Origin of the sequence: Caproicibacterium lactatifermentans (genome assembly GCF_013315815.1) — a bacterium.
GTDB classification, from domain to species: Bacteria; Bacillota; Clostridia; order Oscillospirales; family Acutalibacteraceae; genus Caproicibacterium; species Caproicibacterium lactatifermentans.
In genome coordinates this window covers 474405-493583 of record NZ_CP046051.1, presented here as the reverse complement: position 1 = coordinate 493583, position 19179 = coordinate 474405, and the positions used below count along the sequence as shown (strand labels likewise).

Below are 19179 nucleotides of genomic sequence, written 5' to 3'. Positions count from 1 at the left end.
TGAGGATGTTTCCCAATACAGAGATATTGAAACATGCAATGCATACCGGGACTTATGTAAAAAACATCCCGGACAAAACGAAAAAGTCATGCGTGCCATCCACTTTAAAAGCCGCGACAACGCACGACCCCCCATGCAATAGGATAACACTAAAATGCTGGATTTTTAGATGGTGAGCCATGGATTGAGGTAAATCCAAATTATCACGCCATTAATGTACAGGAAAACTCACATGGCAGAAAAGCGGTTCCTCATGCACTCTCAAAAAAGGGAATCGTTGAAAATTGACAAAAACCATGCTAAAATTGTACTGTAAAAATTGTTGTAAAAAGGTGGAGATTTTATGAAATGCCCAAATTGCGGCAGAGATGTACCTGACCATGTGCATTTTTGCCCAGGCTGTGGATACCCCCTGCAGGAGAAAGCCATTGAGCAGGAAAACAAGTCCAATGAAGGCCGGTATGCCGTACAGCAGCACAGCGGAAACAATCGTCATCTGATGCCAATTCTCATTTCCGTATTGGTGGCAGTCGTGCTGATTGTGCTGATTATCTGTGTCACAATGCTGAAAAAAGGGGATCAAAATCTGGCAGCACAAACAGCCCAGCAGACACAATCTTCCTCTATGCGAAGCAGTGCGGAATCCTCCGCGGTATCTTCTGCGGTGTCGTCCGCCGCACCGACTTCCTCCAGTCAGGCACCATCATCCGCTGTTTCTTCCAAGCCGCAGGTCGTGAATAACTACTATTATTACGCTTCCGGTGCGGGCCTAGGCAAAGGGAATGTGCAGGACTATTACAACAATGTTTCAGATTCCGGCTATCTGTGGCCGACCGACACGGCTTGCATTTCCGTGGAGCAACTGCAGTACTTTGATAAAGACCAAGTGAATGCAATTCTCAATGAAATTTATGCGCGGCACGGATACAACTTTCAAACAGCGCACTGGAGCAATTATTTCAATAATAAAACGTGGTATGTCCGTGACCCAAGCTGTAACGAATCTAATGTCCGCAGCCGGCTAAACTCCATCGAGCTTGCCAACGTGGACACAATCGTCAAGTATCAGCAGAGCCACGGATGGCGGTAACGTCTTTAAGTGCAAATAAAAAAGGTTTTGGAATAGGAAAAGCTGTCATTGGAGCTGCTATTGTTGGACTTATAGTTTGGCTGCCGAAAATATTCATGCGAAAGGTGTTTGGGTTACATGCTTAAACTGTGAATATAGATGGAAAATGTGATTCTTTGTTTAGAATATATACCTATACAAACATAAAAACACCCCCAAGTAGACAGCCGCGAAAGTCGTCCACTGGGGGTGTTTTTTATTTGTGCGATTACCCTTTTTACATATAGATAAAGCAGTATACTTATGATAAAAAGTTCGCACAGTATTTGATTGGTGGAGATGAGGAGAGTCGAACTCCTGTCCGAAAGCCGTTTGCCTCGGTTTTCTACGAGCGTAGCCGGTGATTTCATTCTCCCGGTGCACAGCGCCCACTGGCAGGCTCAGTGTACCGGCAGCCCCTAAATCATGACCGAACGAGGGGCATCGTTCGGTTCACGTTCACCGCTTAGGTTACGCCCTCAGCCGGGCCGCGGTATTCCCAGTGAGGACGGCAGCTTTTATTTAAGCTGCAACAGCCATCCCATAATTGTTAAAGTTAACGTTCATGACATTGCTGTTGTTTTTAGAAGATTTCTCATCTAAATTTAAGGTACGGATTGATGAAGCGGTCCCGCCCCGCTGCTCGCTTGCCGGGGTTCCCAGCCCCCGTCGAAACCTTTACATCCCCATAAAATTGGCCGCTGTTCCGGCCATCTTCAGTATACTATGGTTCTTTTATAAATGCAAGACCATAAATGGTCGTTTACTGCAGGTGTGCTTTCATGGCGCGGTCAATGTCCCGCTTTGCGGCACGGGCAGCTAAATCAGCGCGCTTATCATACAGCTTTTTGCCGCGGCACAGGCCCACCTGCACTTTAACAAGGCTGCCCTTAAAGTAGACGGACAGCGGAATCAGCGAATACCCCTGCTGTTTTACCTTACCAAACAGGTGCATAATTTCCTTTTTATGCATCAGCAGCCGGCGGGTGCGCACCGGGTCGCGGTTATAGATATTGCCGTGCTCATACGGGCTGATATGCATTCCGTGAACGACCAGTTCGCCATCGTCTACCGAACACCATGCGTCCTTTAAGTTACACCCGCCGCCGCGCAGAGATTTTACCTCTGTGCCGCACAGTTCGATACCCGCCTCAAAAGATTCTTCCACAAAGTAGTCGTGGTATGCCTTTTTGTTGCGGGCAATCGTTTTAAAGTTTTCTTTCCGCATCGGTTCACCCCCGTTTCCAGTCGTTACAGCTCACTGCGCCCTTCCAGCGCACGCAGCAGCGTCACCTCATCCGCATATTCCAAATCGCCGCCGACTGGAATGCCGTACGCAAGGCGTGTTACTTTAATGCCCAGCGGCTTAATCAGGCGCGATATGTACATGGCAGTGGCTTCGCCCTCTACTGTCGGGTTGGTTGCCATAATAACTTCCTTCACTTTTCCATCGTGCAGGCGGGCCAGCAGTTCCTTAATGCACAGCTGGTCCGGACCAACATCCGACAACGGCGAAATGGCACCGTGCAGGACATGATAGGTTCCGTTGTACTCATTGGTACGCTCCATGGCGGCAACGTCGCGCGGGTCTTCCACTACGCATATAACGGAATTATCCCGGCGTTCGTCCCGACAGATAGGACACAGCTCCTGGTCGGTCAAGTTACAGCACACTTTGCAGTAATGAATTTTATCGTGTGCTTCCAGCAGGGCATCCACAAAGGCCTGCACCTGCTCGCGGCTCATGCCCAGCACATGGTACGCAAGGCGCTGAGCACTTTTGTGCCCAATGCCCGGCAGCCGCTCGAACTGCTCCACCAGACGTGCCAGCGGCGCAACCTGATACCCCCCTGCCATTAAAACAAGCCCGGCATATTCAGTCCGCCGGACAGTGACTCCATCTGCTCTTCTTTATCCTTAGCGGCAGCGCGCAGCGCCTCATTGACGGCAGCCATGACAAGGTCAGACAGCATTTCCACGTCCTCCGGGTCAACGACTTCCGGCTTGATGTCAATGCTTTTTACTTCCATTTTGCCCAGCACTGTTGCCTTGACCGCATCGCCGCCGGCAGTAGCCGTATATTCTTTTTCGTCCAGCTCCTGGTTCAGTTCGCTCATCTTTTCCTGCAGTTTCTGTGCCTGCTTGGCAATCTGCTGCAGGTTCTGCGGACTTTTGCTCTGGGGAACCCTTGCTTTCATATTGAAGACCTCCGAATATGTCCTATTTTCCTGAATCTTTATGTTGTCCTGCGTCAAATCATATAACATTCCACCCGAAAAGGTCAAGGGGAAATGTCATGATTTTCACTTTATTTTTCAATGACCGGAATGCCTTCTGCACGCGCGCGCTGCTCCAGCTTTTTTAACGGGTCAATTTCTTCTTTTTGTTTTTGTGCGGGGCGGTACGGCCCCAGCCGGTACGTTCTGCCAGTCACCTGCTGAATGGCACGGCGCATACTGTCCCGCTGGGAAGATTCCCGCAGCAGCTGAAACGCCAAATCGTTATGCGCATCAATCAGTACATAGTCGCCGCTGACGTAGGCTTTGGTGCCGCGGAATGCGGTGGCGATAGACTTGGAGTACTGCTGCAGTGCCTGCACAATTTCCGGCCACTCGGTCAACGGCACCGCGTTCTCCGCCAGCTGAGCCGCCGTCTGCCGGGCGGAACTCTTCCGGGGAACAATCGCTGTTTGTGGGGAGGCTGTCTGCGGCACAGCCGGAACAGGCGTCTGTTCTGTCGGCTTTACCGGTTCCGGAATGACAGCGGCCGGTGGTGTCTGCTCCGCTGTGGGCACTGGTTCTGCCGCGGTATCCTGCCGCGGCACCTGCACCGGCTCCACCGGGGCAGGCGCGGCGGCGGCCGTAACCGGTGCCCGCTTTTCCAGTGCATCAATGCGCCGAACCAGCGCAGCCCGGCTGTCATCAAGCTCCGGACAGCACAAGCGCAGCATACTCATTTCCATTTCGGTACGGCGGTCCGTGCCACGGTATATACGCTCCAGCGCATCCTGCAGTGTATCCAGTCCGTGTAGGATAACTGGCAATGGAATTTTCAGCGCCTGCTGTTCCAACCGCGTATATTCGTCCTCGGTTACGGCAACCAGCGGACGGGCATTCTGCATGGTCTTAATCAGCATCAAAGAACGAAAATGGGCGGAAAGTTCCTCGCAAAGGCGAGCCATGTCTTTGCCATCCCTGTGTGCCTTATCTACCACAGACAGCGCCGCAGCGCTGTCATGCTGATAAACCGCATCTGCCAGCTGAAACAAATGGTTCCGACTGGTTAGACCTGTTGCTTCATTGACAACCTGTACCGTCACTTCCCGGCTGCGGCCAAGGCACTGGTCCAGCAGAGAAAGCGCGTCACGCACAGCGCCGTCCGACAAACGTGCCAGCAGCATTGCCGCTTCCGGTTCCAGCGAGGCGCCTTCCTGCCCTGAAATATAAGTAAGACGAGCCGCAATCTCTTCCGGCGGAACGCGGTGAAAGTCAAAACGCTGACAGCGTGAAAGAATGGTGGCAGGCAGCTTTTGTACTTCTGTGGTTGCCAAAATAAAAATGACGTGTGCCGGCGGCTCCTCCAACGTTTTCAGCAGAGCGTTGAATGCACTGGTGGAAAGCATATGCACTTCATCAATAATATACACACGGTACTTGGCGGCTACCGGTGTGAAGTTTGCCTCTTCCCGCAGCGTGCGGATACTGTCCACGCCATTATTGCTGGCGGCGTCAATTTCCACAATATCCATCAGGGTGCCATCCTGTGCGGCGTGGCAGATATCACACTTTCCGCATGGCTCACCATCCTGTGGGTCCAGACAGTTGACCGCTTTCGCCAGAATCTTGGCACAGGTGGTTTTGCCGGTGCCATGACAGCCGGTAAACAGGTAGGCATGCGCCACCCGCCCGGCAATGAGTTCGTTTTTCAGCGTTTTGGTGACCTGCGGCTGTCCAACTACGTCCGCGAAAACCTGCGGACGCCACTTGCGGTAAAGCACCTGATACATACGCAACACTCCTTTCCGACAGCGGAACTGCCCCATTTTTTGCCTCTTTCGGTGAATATATGCGTATATATAACAAAAAAGCAAGACAGGCGCCTTCGCGCCGCCGTACTGCCGGATATACAGATGGACAGACAAACCTGCATCGCACAGGGCCACTCCGCTTAATGCTGCTCGGTTCCCCGCCTGACATGGTTCACGGCGCCCCGCCGCACAGAGCCCGCCCATCTGCATATCCTGCCGCACGATTTCTGCCTTGCTTTTTCATTCTCTGTACAGTACAGAATACAATATTTATTATATCCGTTTTTCAGAAAAAACGCAAGTATTTTCTGAATTTTCCTGCCTGCGAATGCGTTTTTGTGTTATACTGTAGAAGTGTCCCTGCTTCTGCTTTCCGGCCCTGTGCCTTGCCGCAGAAACGGGGCAAAATTTCTCTTTTCCTGGGGTTCTTTCCACTCGCCAAAGAATGCGGATACCCACGGAATAAAATTAAAAACAAAGGAGTTTTTACTATGCTGTTTGCAGAACATATTCTGCCCTATAAAGAACAGATGCACCAAACGCTGAAGACAATGGTGGCAATCCCCTCGGTTGTCGACAGCCCGCTGCCCGGAAAGCCGTTCGGTGAGGAAAGTGCACGCGCACTGCAGACCATTCTGCGTATTGCGGACGACCTTGGACTGGAAACCAAGAACGTCGGCAACTATGCCGGCCATGCTGTGTACGGTGAAGGCAACGAATACGCTGATGTGCTGTGTCATGTAGATGTTGTACCCGCCGGTGACGGTTGGGAAACTGAGCCGTTTGATACCGTGGAAAAAGATGGCCTGCTGTACGGCCGCGGCACCGCGGACGATAAGGGTGCCGCGGTGGTAGCCCTGTACTGTCTGAAGGCCCTCAAGGATGCGGGCGTAAAAACCAAGCGCCGTATCCGCGTTATTTTCGGTGCCGGTGAAGAAGTGGCCAGCAACGACATTGAAACGTATTACCAGTCGGAACCTATGCCGGTCTTTGCCTTTACGCCGGACAGTGACTACGGCATTTGCAACCGGGAAAAGGGCATTCTGCGTATAGATTTGTCCGGTGGAAAAGAGTCAACCGCTGTACGGCTGTTTACGGCCGGCGACGTAGTAAATGCGGTCCCCGCAAATGCTTCCGCTGTTGTGGTCTGCTCCGAGGACCAGGCCAATGCGCTGCTGGAACTGACGGCGGACGAGGACACCCTGCGCTGCACCCGTACACCGGACGGCCTGTGTATCGATGCGGTCGGTGTGGCGTCCCATGCTATGCAGCCACAGGAAGGCGTCAATGCCGCCGAAAAGCTGATTATGCTGCTCTCCAAAGTGCTGGACAAGGACCAGATGGGCAGTGTGCTCTTGTTCCTCGCCGACAAGGTAAAAACCGAATATGACGGCGCTTCCGCCGGCATTCAGCAGAGCGATGAGCCTTCCGGTCCGCTGACACTAAACCTCGGCTTGGTACGTATTGGAGAAGGTACCCCCAGCGCCGGCCTTGATATCCGCTACCCAGTTACAGCCAGCGGTGATGACATTCTGGAACATCTGGAAAGGATTTCCGCTCCCTACGGCCTCACCTGCGAACGCACCTGCGAAAACCGTCCGCTGTACTTGCCGGAAGACAGCGACCTTATCCGCCTGCTGAAAGGCGCGTATGCTGCTGTCATGGGTGAAGAACCCACTGTATACGCAACCGGCGGCGGCACCTACGCGCGGGAACTGAATGGCCGCGGCGTTGCGTTTGGACCTTTCTTCCCAGACGAGCCGGACCGCCGCCTGCATAATACCAATGAAAGCATTGACCTTGCCCGCTTTATGCAGCACGCCCAAATCTGCCTGCAGGCAATGTACGATATGGCAACCAAATGAGTTGCAGACTGCACACATCTCTGTGTAAAAAGGGGGGTTCCCTATCATGAATATCGCAATTCGTTATTACACCAAAAGCGGGAATACCAAAAAGCTGGCGGAAGCCGCGGCGGAGGTGGCCGGCGTGCCTGCCCTGCCGGTATCCACCCCGCTGACCGAACCGGCGGACCTGTTGTTCCTCGGCAGCTCCGTTTATGCCGGCACCGTAGACCGGGAAGTGAAACAGTTTATTGCCTCCCTTGACAGCACACAAGTAAAAAAGGTAGTCAATTTTAGTACAGCGGCACTGCCCACTTCCACCTATCAGACGGTGGAAAAGCTGCTTGCTGCCCGAAATATTCCGCTGGACCGCCGGGAATTTCACTGCCGCGGCCGCTTCCACTTTCTGCACCGCACCCACCCGGACGAGGAGGACCTTGCCCGTATGAAAGCTTTCGCCCGCTCCGTACTGGTGTCCGGCTGAATGCGGCGGGAACTGGGACCAAAACAGACGGTCCTGATTACCGGCGCGTCGTCCGGCATCGGCCGAGAACTGGCAATCCTGTTTGCCGCACACGGTTTTCGGCTGGTACTGACCGCGCGCACACAAAGCCGGCTGGAACAGCTGGCGCAGCTTTTGCGGCAAACTTTTCACGTCACTGTTGAAGTGTTGCCAGCCGACCTTTCCAAAGCGGAAGCAGCTCAGCAGGTATATGACACCTTACAGGAAAAAGGAATCGTTGTGGACCAGTTGGTCAGCAACGCTGGCAGTGCCCGCCATCAGGAAGTCATTGAGGCGGATATACAGGGAATGGCCGACACCATTGCGCTGAACGTAACCAGCACCACACTGCTGACACGTCTTTTTGCGGCAGATATGGTCTGGCGCGGCCGCGGCAGAATTTTGATTACCGCCTCTACCAGCGCCTTTGCGCCGGACCCCTGCTTCGCTGTATACAGCGCCACCAAAGCGTATGACCTGCAGTTCGGCGAAACGCTGTGGGCGGAGCTAAGGTACACGCCGGTGAGTGTGAGTGTTCTGTGCCCCGGCCCGACAAAGACCGGCTTTTCCGCAGCTGCCGGACGGCAGGACGCGTCTTTCGCGGCGAATCCTCGCCGGGTGGCACTGGCCGCTTTCCGCGGAATGCAGGCGGGAAAACTGCTGATTTTTTCCCCGCCGCTGTACGGGCCTGCCTGCTTTTTGTCCCGCCTATTGCCGCCGCAGGCTGCAGCAGTCATTCCGTCACTATACCAGCAGGTACTTTCTCATCATACAAAAGACATATTTAAAAATAAGGATTCACAGAAGGATTGACAGAAAAAATATGAATTTGGCAGAAGCAATCCGCGCGCGGCACGCCGTGCGCAGCTATACAGACCGGAAAATAAGCAGCAGTATTCTGGAACAGCTGCAGATTGAAGTGGATACCTGCAACCGCGAAAGTGGGCTGCACATCCAGCTGATTACAGATGAACCGGAAGCATTTGGCGGGCTGACCGCCCGTTTTGGTAACTTTTCCGGTGTAACCAACTATCTCGGGATGGTCGGCAAAGTATCTTTTGACCTTGGTGAGCTTGCCGGATATTATGGGGAACGACTGGTCCTAAAAGCTCAGCAGCTGGGATTAAACAGCTGCTGAGTGGCCGCTTCATTCCGCAAATCCAAGTGTGCTGCCAAGGTAGTACCCGGTGAAAAACTGGTCTGTGTTATTCCCATCGGTTACGGAAAAACACAGGGTGTTCCCCACAAAAGCAAACCCATGCAGGAACTCTGCAAGGTTGAGGGACCCATGCCGGACTGGTTCCATGCCGGTATGGAGGCTGCCATGCTGGCGCCTACCGCGCTGAACCGGCAAAAATTCTGCTTCACCCTAACAAATGGCAAAGCTGACGTTGCCTCCAACGGCGGATTCTACTCCGACATTGACCTCGGCATCGTGCGCTACCACTTTGCGGCAGGTGCCGGACGTGAACACTGCCGCTGGTAAATTTCCGATACGTCTTTCCTAAAATCAAATCTATAAAAAGGCATTTTCGCTGTACAGATGTACAGTGAAAATGCCTTTTTTCTGCCGGTGACATCCGGCCTGCCGGCGCATATTATGGAGTGTACACAATTAAAAAATTTTTGTACCCCTGCTGATAGATTTTGAGGAGGAAATGAATCGATGAAAACCACTTATGAAAGCGGCGATACCTGGAGCAGCCAGACCCATGATCCACCGCTGCCGCCTGTAATACGTCCCTCCGGTTCCTGCCAGACAGTCGGCCGCCACACGGTCGAAGTCAGCCTGCCAGTCGCACTGAAACCCCATACACAAATTGGCCGTGTAGAAACAGAATGCTGTGGGGACCCCACCGTTCTCTGCCATGAAAACCGCTGCACTCATCTGTGTGAATTTCTTATCTGCCAGAAAATCTGTGTAAAAATTCCTGTCACTTACTCCACCCGCGCTTGTGCCGGAGACCCGTCCATTTTTTGCCACCACTGCTGCCGTCCGGAAGAGTGCCATTGCTGCTGTGAAGAAGAATAATTGCCATTCCACAGAAAATTCCTGCCAATGACAGTATCGGTCCACGGCCGTCCGACACTGTAATCCGTAAAAAAGCCCGTACCTGTCGGAAAACAATGTTCCGGCGGATATGGGCTTTTCTGTCTTTTATTTTTTCAGATGTTCCTGCATAACGTCCAAAAACTGTTTTGCCAGCGCGTCATACTCGTGATACTTTAAAATATAGGCATGACCGCGGGCACCCATAGCGGCAAGCTCCTCTTTCGGCGTAACCGCTAGCTTTTCGGCGGCATCGGCGATTGCCGTGCTGTCCTCCGGCGGAACCGATATGCCGCACCCGGCCTCGGCGACCATATCATTGCCGGCCTCAATGGCAAAGATAACCGGCTTGCCCGCCATCATATAATCCATCAGCTTGTTCGGCGAAATGCCGAAGCGGAACAGCGGCTGCCGCTGCAATCCGACATACAGTGCGTCCATCTGTGCCAGCAGCTCTGGCACCTGGGTACGTCCTACCGGCTCCAGCAGGTCCACGTTTTCCAGCGAAGCAGCCTTTTTTTTCAGACGCTCGCGCTCTGGGCCGGGGCCAATCAGCAGCAGCTTGATTTTTTTGCCTTTTAGCTTTTCGCCCGCTTCCACAAAGCTGTCCAGCGCATTGGCAACACCATGCGCACCGGTGTACGCAATGAGAAACCAGCCCTCTTCATGCCAGCGCTTCAGCTGCTGCTCGTACACAGGGTGTTCCGGCAGCGGCTTTTCCCAATCCGCCTTGACGATGCCGTTGGGGATACAATAGAATTTTTCCGGCGCCATGCCGTGTTCCACAAAGTGCTCTTTGGAACACGGCAGCAGGCTGACGATTGCGTCCGCCGACCGGCAGCATTTGTTTTCCGCATGCTGCATAACCATGATGAACGGGTGGTGCGCACTCATGTGTCCCAGCTCCATAGGGCTTAAAGGCCACAGGTCATGTACTTCATAAATGACCTCCGCATGAAAGCGTTTTGCGATAGATACTGCCGGATAAATGTCCAGCGGATAGGTACTGGACGCAATGATAACGTCCGGTTTCCCCACCGCGCAGATTTCGCTCTGGTATTTTTTTACGCCGTGCAGGAAGGAAAGAATATTGCGGATACGGCCCACACCATTGCCTTCATACGACGGTCCAGCAATCCAAAACCAGCGAATGCCGTTCTCCATTTCTATAAGATACGGCCGTCCCTTCATGTCCGGATTTTTGGTACGCAGGTGGCTGTAGGAACTGGCGACAATGGTCACGGTATGACCGGCCGCCACCCAGCGCTGTGCCATAAAATAGGGACGAAACTCCATACCGAATTTCGGGGAACCCGCGTAATGTTCCAGGTAAATGATATTCATCGGGGAACTCACCCTTCCCGCCCGCAGACAGCGCGGGCAATCCGCTCGCTGGCATGTCCGTCACCGAAGGGCTGTGCAGCACGCGCGGCCGGGTCCGGCACTGTGTTCAACGCTTTGCTCAGAATGTCCTCAGTCGTCAGCTTTGCCAGCACGTTCCAGCCGCCGACAAGGGTTTCCACCCATTCTGTTTCGCTGCGCAGCGTGACACAAGGCACCTCCATAAACCATGCCTCTTTCTGCAGTCCGCCACTATCGGTCAGCACCTGACAGGCACCATTGGTCAGCAGCAGCATCTCCAAATAGCCGACCGGGTCAATCAGCTGAATGTTCCGGTAACCGCGGTCTGCAAGGGCCTGTTCGGCCAGTGAACGGGTACGCGGGTGAATCGGAATTACCACACGCTGCGGCAGCTGTTCAAACGCGTCAAAAATACGCTCAATAGCGGGCAGACCGCCGTCCGTTGTTTCCGCACGATGCAAAGTTGCCAAACGGTAGTGTTTGGGTTCAATGCCCAGCTGTTCATGAATTTTTCGCTTTTCGGGGTTATCCATTGCGACCTTGCGGAAGTGCAGGACACTGTCCAGCATAACATCGCCGGAAACCGAAACGCCCTCGGTAATGCCCTCTTTCTGAAGATTCTGCCAAGCCGTCTGCGTTGGGCAGAACAGCTGGGTGGAAATGTGGTCCGTCAAAACACGGTTCTGCTCTTCCGGCATACGCCGATTGTAGGAACGCAGGCCTGCTTCGACGTGTGCCACCGGGATGTGCAGCTTGCTGGCGGCCAGCGCGCCCGCCAGTGTGGAATTGGTATCGCCGTACACCAGCATGACATCTGGTTTTTCCTTAAAAAGCACCTGCTCAATGCCAATCAACATTTCGCCGGTCTGGCGGCCGTGGGTGCCACTGCCGACACCCAAATTATAGGCTGGGTGTGGAATCTGCAGTTCTTCAAAAAAGACTGCAGACATATTTTTATCATAATGCTGTCCGGTATGCACCAGAACTTCCTGGCACAGGGGTGCCAGCGCGGCGGAAACCACACTGGCCTTAATAAACTGCGGCCGGGCACCGACTACTGTAACCACTTTCATTGTCTGTTTGGGCCTCCTTTACTGGTTTGCCTCAGCGTACTTTCACGTCTTCGCTGCACATATCTGTGGTGGCAAAGGACAGGCCGTCAAACTTAACCGCTTTGCCTGTCTTCTGGCTTTGATAAGCAGCCAGGATAATCTTCAGTGCTTTAATGCCCTCGTAGCCGGAAACCAGCGGACGGGTGTGCGTGTTGACCGCGTGAATATAGTTTGCGTAAAGGGCATTATGGCCGCTGCCGTATACATCCTTCGGGTCCTTGCCGACCAAAGTCTTAACGACCTCGTCCTGCGGGGCAGGCTCTGCAAAATTCCAAGTTTCAATACGGTTCACAGCCAGTCCGCCGATAACGGCACAGCCGGTTTCACCAAAAACGGAGAGCGTTTCTTCCAAGTTCTTCGGGTATACACAGGCGGTGCCCTCTACAATGCCGATGGCCCCGTTCTTAAAGCGAATGAGGACAGCGCCAAAATCTTCCGCCTGGATATCACGCAGGTAGTTGCCGGTCATAGCCATCACCGTGTCCGGCTCACCACCGAGGCTCCACTGCAGCAAATCAATATTGTGAATGCACTGGTTCATCAGTGTGCCGCCGTCCTGTGCCCATGTGCCGCGCCACGGTGCCTGCTGATAGTAGGACATATTGCGGTTCCAAAGAATGCGTGCTGTGCCGCTGACCAGCTTGCCGAAGCGGCCCGCGTCCAGTGCGGCGTGCAGCTGCTGGATAGGTGCGTTGAAGCGGTTCTGGTGGCAGACGCCCAGCGTCAGGCCTTTTGCTTCCGCGGTGGAAATCATCTTTTCAGCGTCCGCGGTGGAAAGCGCCATGGGCTTTTCAGTGAGGACATGCTTGCCGTGTGCCATGCATTCCAGTGCAATCTGTGCGTGGAAGCCGCTTTCGGTTGCAATGGCGCATACATCAATTTCCTGCTCCTGCAAAGCTTTTTTATAGTCTGTATAAATCAGCGGTTCATAGCCTGCCTGCTCCTTGAGCATGGCGGCCTTTTCCTCGGCGCGCGCGCGTACAACGTCACACACAACGGCCAGTGTCATGGTGTCCTTGTTGGCGGCAGCTGCCGCAATGTGGTTTTTGCTGATTCGGCCGCAGCCGATAAGCATAAAGCGTAATTTAGCCATAATGATAAAACTCTCCTTTACATAAATTTTGCGCTCTTCCGTGGGAAAAGCGCAAAACCAAAGCGCCGTGTACGGCGGCGCTGTCCTGTTTATTTTACAGCAGCTCGATGTTGCTGCGGTCCTTTACGTCCTTCATGGCGTTGCGGGTATCGAAGACTTCTTTTGCAGTCTTCTGGATATGGTCATAATCGAAGCAGGAATGAGCGGTGCAGATAACCACGATGTCCGCATTGCGCAGCATATCGTCGGTCAGGGCCGGCTCACTCTTGTGTACAACGCCCTTATGGGTGTACTGCGGAATATAGGGGTCATAATAAGTTGTGTTGGCGCCCTGCTTAATGAAGTTTGAAATGACGTTGATGGCCGGGCTTTCACGGCAGTCGTCAATATTGTTCTTGTAGGCAACGCCCAGTACAAGGACCTTGGCGCCGTTTAGGGCAACCTTCTTTTTGCTGAGGACCTTCATAACACGGTCCACCACATATTCCGGCATGGAGGTGTTAATTTCACCGGAAGTTTCAATCAAGCGGGTATGGTAATCATACTCACGCGCCTTCCAGGAAAGGTAAAACGGGTCCAGCGGAATGCAGTGTCCGCCCAGGCCAGGGCCAGGATAGAATGCCTGGAAGCCGTACGGCTTGGTCTTTGCCGCGTCGATGACTTCCCAGACGTTAATGCCCATACGGTTGCAGATAATGGCCATTTCGTTTGCCAGACCGATGTTGATATTGCGGTAAGTGTTTTCCAGCAGTTTCTCCATCTCTGCCACAGCAGGAGAAGAGACCTCATACACGCCGCCCTCCAGCACGTTGCGGTACAGGGACGCCGCCACAGTTGTGGCGTCCTTGCCGATGCCGCCAACGACCTTCGGTGTATTCTTAGTCTTATACTGCTGGTTGCCGGGGTCCACACGTTCCGGGGAGAAGGCAAGGTAGAAATCCTCGCCGCACTTCAGGCCGGATTTTTCAAGGATTGGCTTCAGCAGTTCCTCGGTTGTGCCCGGGTAAGTGGTGCTTTCCAGAATGATAACCATACCGGGATGCACATACTCGGCAACGCTTTCGGTGGAGCTCTTCACATAGCTGATATCCGGCTGCTGATGAGCGTCCAGCGGCGTAGGCACACAAATGGCCACTGCGTCTACTTCCTTAATAAAGGAGAAGTCGCTGGTAGCGCGCAGCTTGCCGGTTTCTACTTCTTTTTTCAGGGTGTCACCGACAATATCGCCAATATAGTTGTGACCAGCGTTGACGGAATCCACTTTTTTCTTCTGCACATCGAAGCCAATGGTGGTGTACCCTGCGCGGGCAAACTCAACCGCCAGTGGCAGGCCGACATACCCAAGGCCGACAATACCGACCTTGGCGGTTTTGCTGTTAATTTTATCAAGCAGGTCTGCTTTTACATTTGCCATAATTTTCCCTCATTTTTGATAGAATTGAAGAACTATATAAAATGCAAATTTTCTTACAGGATTGTCTTATGCCTTCTGCAGCACACCGCATACGTAATCGATGGTTTCATCGGTGATATAGCCGTGCATCGGCAGACTAAAGACGGTCTTCGCAAGGCTCTCTGCCACCGGCAGGTCGCCCGGCTTGTAACCCAGCGGCGCATAGACCTTCTGCAGGTGCAGCGGGCAGGGATAATAAATGATAGACGGCACGCCCGCTGTCTTCAGGGCATCCATCACACGGGTGCGCTGCGCTTCGTCCGCGGCGCGCAGGGTATAGTACCCAAAGCTCGAGTGGTAACCCGGCAGCACGGTTGGCGTCTGGAACTTGTCCTTCAAAGCATCCGTGTAACGCTGGGCGGCACGGATGCGATGTGTGTTCTCGGTATCAAAGGCGTGCAGCTTTGGCAGCAGAATCGCCGCCTGCAGGGTGTCCAAACGGGAATTTACGCCGATACGGACATTTTCATACTTCATGCTGCCCTTTCCATGTACACGGATGGATTTGAGCACCTTGTACAGTTCCGGGTCGTCCGTAAAGACAGCGCCGCCGTCGCCGTAACAGCCCAGCGCCTTGGCCGGAAAAAAGCTGGTGGCAGAGGCATCTCCGAAGGAGCAGGCGCACTTTTCGCCAATGCGCCCGCCAAAACCCTGCGCACCATCTTCCAGCACTTTCAGGCCATTTTCCGCGGCAATCTTTTCGATTTCCGGGAACTGTGCCGGCTGGCCGAACAGGTCCACCGCAATGACCGCGCGGGGTATCAACTTGCCCTCTGCCTTCACGGCAGCGATTTTCTTTTTCAGGTCCTCGGGGTCCATGTCAAAAGTATCCGTGCGGCTGTCCACAAAGACCGGTGTACCGCCGCACAGGCTGACAACCTCGCTGCTGGCAAAGAACGTGAAGGCAGGAACAAAGACGGCGTCCCCTGCTTGTATGCCCCAGGCCATCAGCGGCATACGCAGTGCGTCCGTGCCGTTGCCACAGGTCACACAGTACCGGCGGCCCGTATAGGCGCACAGTTCCTTTTCCAGCTGCTCTATCTGTGGACCGGAAATGAAGTGTGTACCCGCAATAACGTCCGCAATCCCCGCGTCAATCTCTTTTTTCAGCGCGTGGTACTGGGCGCCAAGGTCATTGAACTTTATTTCATCCATACTATTTGTTTCCTCCTGAAAACAGTCGGCCCAAAAGGGCCGTTCTCCGCATTCAGCCATTCACCTCATGCAGGCCGTCTTTGCCTTCCGCGTACTGCCGCCCGCATTTGGGGCAGTGCAGATGCTCGTCCAGCTTGGCACCGCACTCACAGGCCCAGCCGTGCTGCCGTGCCGGCACGCCCATCATAATGGCATGGGCGGGTACGTCCGTTGTGACCACGCTGCCGGCGGCGATGAATGCATTTTTTCCAATGGTGTGGCCGCACACAATGGTTGCGTTTGCACCAATGGAAGTGCCGTCGCCAATGGGTGTGGGCTTGTAAAATTGAGCGCCGCGCTGCGGGTAACGGCACCGCGGGCGCGACACGTTGGTAAAGACCATGCTCGGCCCGCAGAAAACGTAATCGCCCAGCTGCACGCCCTCATAAACGCTGACATTGTTCTGGATTTTGCAGTGGCTGCCGATGGTAACACCGTCCGCCACAAACACGTTCTGCCCCAGTGTGCAATCCTCCCCAATGCGGGCACCGCCGCTGATGTGGGAAAAGTGCCAAACCTTTGTACCGTTTCCAATCTGGGCGCCGTCATCAACACAGGCGCTGGGGTGGACAAAGCAAGACTCACTCATTTGCCATAACCTTCTTTAGCGAAGCAATCTAAACAGTCTGTGCCAAAAAGCCCAGCAAAGGGTGGAAACACATACTGCCTTAACTTAAGTATTATAGTATAAACAGGCGGTATCGTCAAATGTTTTATAGGGTACACAGTCCTTTTCCGCATTGACTTTGCAGGTATTATAGATTATCATGTATTTAGAACTGCAAAAGTGTCTGCACGGCGCTGGTGCAGGTTTTTGTTCTAAAAATTTATTATATAAAATAAGTAAGAAGGACAAACTATGAGTAACTTTCGCGTCAGAGAGAACTTTATTCCCTATAACCGTCCGGACATCACCAATGCTGAAATTGGTGAAGTTGTTGATACACTGAAATCCGGCTGGATTGCCAGAGGACCGCGCACCCTGCAGTTCGAGCAGGCCTTTGCAAAATATGTAGGTGCAAAGCACGCACTCGCACTCAACTCCTGCACTGCTGCCCTGCACGTTTCCCTATTAAGCGCGGGCATTGGCCCCGGCGATGAAGTCATCACCACTCCCATGACCTTTGCCTCCACCGCAAACACGGTCATTCACTGCGGCGCAAAGCCGGTTTTTGCAGATATTGACTACCGCACCGGCTGCATTGACCCGGCAGAAGTGGCAAAGAAAATCACCCCAAAGACCAAGGCAATCGTTCCGGTACACTACAGCGGCCAGGTCTGCGACCTTGACCCTATCTATGCACTGGCGGACAAGTATCATTTGTATGTCAGCGAGGACGCTGCCCACGCGCTGTGGAGCCGCTATAAGGGCCGCCTGATTGGCAATCATCTGAAGGGCTCTGCCTGCTACAGCTTCTACGCCACCAAGAACCTAACCACCGGCGAGGGCGGCATGCTGGTAACCGATAATGATGAGATTGACGCAAAAGCACGCATCTGGGCCGGCCAGGGTATGAGCAAAAACGCATGGAACCGCTACGCCAAAGGCGGCAGCTGGAAGTATGATATCTGCGAACCCGGTTTCAAATATAATATGTTTGATATTCAGGCCGCACTGGGCCTGCGTCAGCTGGACCGTCTGGAGGAAATGCAGCAGAAGCGCCTGAAGATTGCCGCACAGTATCAGGCCGCCTTCAGCAAATGCGACGCACTGGACCCGCCGTTCGTACCGGAATACACCACACACTGCTGGCACCTGTATGTGCTGCGCATTGTGCCGGAAAACCTCACCATTGACCGCGACCAGTTCATTGTGGAACTGAACAACCGCAACGTCGGCACCAGCGTTCACTTCATTCCGGTCACCAACATGAGCGCCTACACCAGCCGTTATGGCTTTAAGCCCAGTGACTTCCCGAATACAGAAAAGCACTATCAGCGCATCATCAGCCTGCCGCTGTACCCGACCATGACGGACGAAGAAGTACAGTATGTGATTGACGCCGTTCTGGATATTGCTGAAAAATTCCATAAATAAAACGGATTCCCGTTTTCCGCATTTTCTGCAGTATCCATTTTCGGGGAGGAACTTTTTATGAACTGCAAACGAACAGCCGCCGCTCTTCTGGCGGCTCTGCTGACGGGCCTTTCGCTGGCCGCCTGCACCGGTATGGGCGGCACAAATTCATCCGCCACTTCTTCGTCCAAAACACCGGCTGTTTCTTCGGCGGCTTCCGACAGCACAGCGCCATCTTCCCGCAGCAGCCTGCCGCAGATTAAATTAACGCTCGCTGTGGATTCCGAAACCGCGGCTCCTTTGCTGGGCGGCATTTACGCGGCAGACAAGCAGGACTATTTCGGCCGGTACGGGCTGAATGTAACCATTCGCACAGCGGACACTTCCGCTGCAGCGCTGGACCTCACCAGTTCCGGCACCGCCCAGTTCGCTGTCGCCAAACAAAGCACTTCCTTTGCGAACGCACTCTGTTCCGGCAAAGCCGTAACTGCGGTAGCCGCTGTGCTGCAGCACAGCGATGCCGGTATTCTGACATCTGCCGCTAAAAAGACGGTACGTCCCAAGCAACTGGAAAACACCACCTGCCAGATAGCTGCGGACATCCCGCTGACAGGGGCCATGCTGAAAGAAACCGTTGCCGCGGACGGCGGCAAGGCCGCGTTGGTAAAGACCGGCATCGCTTCGGCGGACGCCGCTGCCGCGCTGAAAGGCGGCGCTGCTTACTGTGGCAGCTACAGCTGGGACGGCCTTGCGTGCAAGCAGGCCGGTGTAACCGCGAATTTTCTGTTTTACCGTGACACCGTCCCCGCGCTGGACGAGTACCCCTGCCTGCTGGCTGGGAACAACACGTTCCTGAAACAGCACCCACAAACGGCAAAAGATTTTCTTTCGGCTGTACGGGAAGGATACCTGTATGCGGCAGCTCACCCAGACACCACGGCAAAACTGGTGTGTGCGGCCGTGCCCGCTGTGAAAAATCAGCAGCCGCTGGTACAGCGCTCGCTCACATGGTTGGCCGGCAAATATACCGATGGTGCCGCTGTATGGGGACAAATCGATACCGTACGCTGGAACCGCTTTTACAGCTGGATGAACCAGAAAAAGCTGACCAGCAAAGCGGTTCCCCTAGGGACTGGCGTTTCACAGAGCTGCCTGCCGCAGCCGACAGACAGTACCCTTGCACAGGCTTCTTAAAAATTCAAAAACAGCAAAATCCGCCGAGGCGAAATGCCCCGACGGATTTTTTATATTCATTAAGGAAATCATAGCACCGCCGCTGCTTTTTAGGATAATCATTACCAAAGATATAAAAGTAATAATGTTTTTATCAAAACCTATTGACATCCACCGCAAAAGCAGCTATACTCTAGCCATACAAGCAAATCAATACAAATCGTATATGAATTATATGAAAGTT

Annotated in this window: 17 protein-coding genes, 2 other RNA genes and 1 pseudogene; 8 read left to right on the top strand and 12 right to left on the bottom strand. The window is 53.7% G+C overall.

All coding sequences use genetic code 11. The features are described 5' to 3' along the window. The first annotated feature begins 343 nt into the window (after positions 1 to 343). On the top strand, positions 344 to 1090 hold the full coding sequence (locus GJQ69_RS02415; RefSeq protein WP_086036888.1) for a YARHG domain-containing protein: 747 nt from the start codon (positions 344 to 346) through the stop codon (positions 1088 to 1090). Between the two features lie 310 nt (positions 1091 to 1400). Here the strand turns inward: GJQ69_RS02415 and ssrA are convergent. From ssrA to ffs, 6 genes are all read right to left on the bottom strand, one after another. Then, positions 1401 to 1796: a transfer-messenger RNA gene (ssrA, locus tag GJQ69_RS02410) on the bottom strand. 75 nt (positions 1797 to 1871) lie between these two features. Beyond that, a complete protein-coding gene (smpB, locus tag GJQ69_RS02405; RefSeq protein WP_086036392.1) occupies positions 1872 to 2336 on the bottom strand; it encodes an SsrA-binding protein SmpB in 465 nt (154 codons plus the stop codon). A 23-nt stretch (positions 2337 to 2359) separates the two neighbouring features. Then, positions 2360 to 2965, bottom strand: coding sequence for a recombination mediator RecR (gene recR, locus GJQ69_RS02400; protein ID WP_086036394.1), 606 nt, complete (start codon positions 2963 to 2965; stop codon positions 2360 to 2362). Then, entirely contained in the window at positions 2965 to 3306 is a 342-nt protein-coding gene (locus GJQ69_RS02395; protein WP_086036396.1) for a YbaB/EbfC family nucleoid-associated protein, read from the bottom strand. The genes recR and GJQ69_RS02395 overlap by 1 nt, the downstream gene beginning before the upstream one ends. A 110-nt stretch (positions 3307 to 3416) precedes the next feature. After that, on the bottom strand, positions 3417 to 5114 hold the full coding sequence (dnaX, locus tag GJQ69_RS02390; protein ID WP_086036889.1) for a DNA polymerase III subunit gamma/tau: 1698 nt from the start codon (positions 5112 to 5114) through the stop codon (positions 3417 to 3419). Positions 5115 to 5242: 128 nt separating this feature from the next. Beyond that, an RNA gene (gene ffs / locus GJQ69_RS02385) (signal recognition particle sRNA small type) lies at positions 5243 to 5337 on the bottom strand. Between the two features lie 289 nt (positions 5338 to 5626). On the opposite strand from ffs, the gene GJQ69_RS02380 reads away from it, so the two are divergent. From GJQ69_RS02380 to GJQ69_RS02360, 5 genes and pseudogenes are all read left to right on the top strand, one after another. Beyond that, on the top strand, positions 5627 to 7000 hold the full coding sequence (locus tag GJQ69_RS02380) for a Sapep family Mn(2+)-dependent dipeptidase (RefSeq protein WP_086036398.1): 1374 nt from the start codon (positions 5627 to 5629) through the stop codon (positions 6998 to 7000). Positions 7001 to 7046: 46 nt separating this feature from the next. Next, positions 7047 to 7463 (top strand): flavodoxin family protein, encoded by a 417-nt coding sequence (locus GJQ69_RS02375; protein WP_086036401.1) that lies wholly within the window; start codon positions 7047 to 7049, stop codon positions 7461 to 7463. Next, positions 7464 to 8294, top strand: a complete 831-nt coding sequence (locus GJQ69_RS02370; RefSeq protein ID WP_086036403.1) for an SDR family NAD(P)-dependent oxidoreductase — start codon at positions 7464 to 7466, stop codon at positions 8292 to 8294. 10 nt (positions 8295 to 8304) lie between these two features. Then, positions 8305 to 8967 (top strand): annotated as a pseudogene (locus GJQ69_RS02365) (nitroreductase family protein). 180 nt (positions 8968 to 9147) lie between these two features. Then, entirely contained in the window at positions 9148 to 9513 is a 366-nt protein-coding gene (locus GJQ69_RS02360; protein WP_086036407.1) for a hypothetical protein, read from the top strand. Positions 9514 to 9639: 126 nt separating this feature from the next. Here GJQ69_RS02360 and GJQ69_RS02355 read toward each other — a convergent pair whose 3' ends face one another. The 6 genes from GJQ69_RS02355 to GJQ69_RS02330 all read right to left on the bottom strand — a co-directional run bounded on the left by GJQ69_RS02355 (position 9640) and on the right by GJQ69_RS02330 (position 16334). Continuing rightward, positions 9640 to 10875, bottom strand: a complete 1236-nt coding sequence (locus GJQ69_RS02355) for a glycosyltransferase family 4 protein (protein ID WP_086036409.1) — start codon at positions 10873 to 10875, stop codon at positions 9640 to 9642. Between the two features lie 8 nt (positions 10876 to 10883). Then, a complete protein-coding gene (wecB, locus tag GJQ69_RS02350; protein WP_086036411.1) occupies positions 10884 to 11966 on the bottom strand; it encodes a non-hydrolyzing UDP-N-acetylglucosamine 2-epimerase in 1083 nt (360 codons plus the stop codon). Between the two features lie 31 nt (positions 11967 to 11997). After that, a complete protein-coding gene (locus tag GJQ69_RS02345) occupies positions 11998 to 13098 on the bottom strand; it encodes a Gfo/Idh/MocA family protein (RefSeq protein WP_174192825.1) in 1101 nt (366 codons plus the stop codon). A gap of 94 nt (positions 13099 to 13192) precedes the next feature. Further along, positions 13193 to 14512 (bottom strand): nucleotide sugar dehydrogenase, encoded by a 1320-nt coding sequence (locus tag GJQ69_RS02340; RefSeq protein WP_086036415.1) that lies wholly within the window; start codon positions 14510 to 14512, stop codon positions 13193 to 13195. Positions 14513 to 14578: 66 nt separating this feature from the next. After that, complete coding sequence (locus tag GJQ69_RS02335; protein ID WP_086036416.1) at positions 14579 to 15706, bottom strand: DegT/DnrJ/EryC1/StrS family aminotransferase; 1128 nt, start codon at positions 15704 to 15706, stop codon at positions 14579 to 14581. 52 nt (positions 15707 to 15758) lie between these two features. Further along, positions 15759 to 16334: an acyltransferase gene (locus tag GJQ69_RS02330; RefSeq protein WP_086036417.1), complete on the bottom strand. Its 576-nt coding sequence runs from the start codon at positions 16332 to 16334 to the stop codon at positions 15759 to 15761. A 270-nt stretch (positions 16335 to 16604) separates the two neighbouring features. On the opposite strand from GJQ69_RS02330, the gene GJQ69_RS02325 reads away from it, so the two are divergent. Together GJQ69_RS02325 and GJQ69_RS02320 are read left to right on the top strand one after the other, a co-directional pair. After that, the gene (locus GJQ69_RS02325) at positions 16605 to 17783 is read left to right on the top strand and encodes a DegT/DnrJ/EryC1/StrS family aminotransferase (RefSeq protein ID WP_086036418.1); all 1179 of its coding nucleotides are present in this window, start codon (positions 16605 to 16607) and stop codon (positions 17781 to 17783) included. 57 nt (positions 17784 to 17840) lie between these two features. Continuing rightward, positions 17841 to 18956 (top strand): ABC transporter substrate-binding protein, encoded by a 1116-nt coding sequence (locus GJQ69_RS02320; protein ID WP_086036419.1) that lies wholly within the window; start codon positions 17841 to 17843, stop codon positions 18954 to 18956. Positions 18957 to 19179 lie beyond the last annotated feature (223 nt).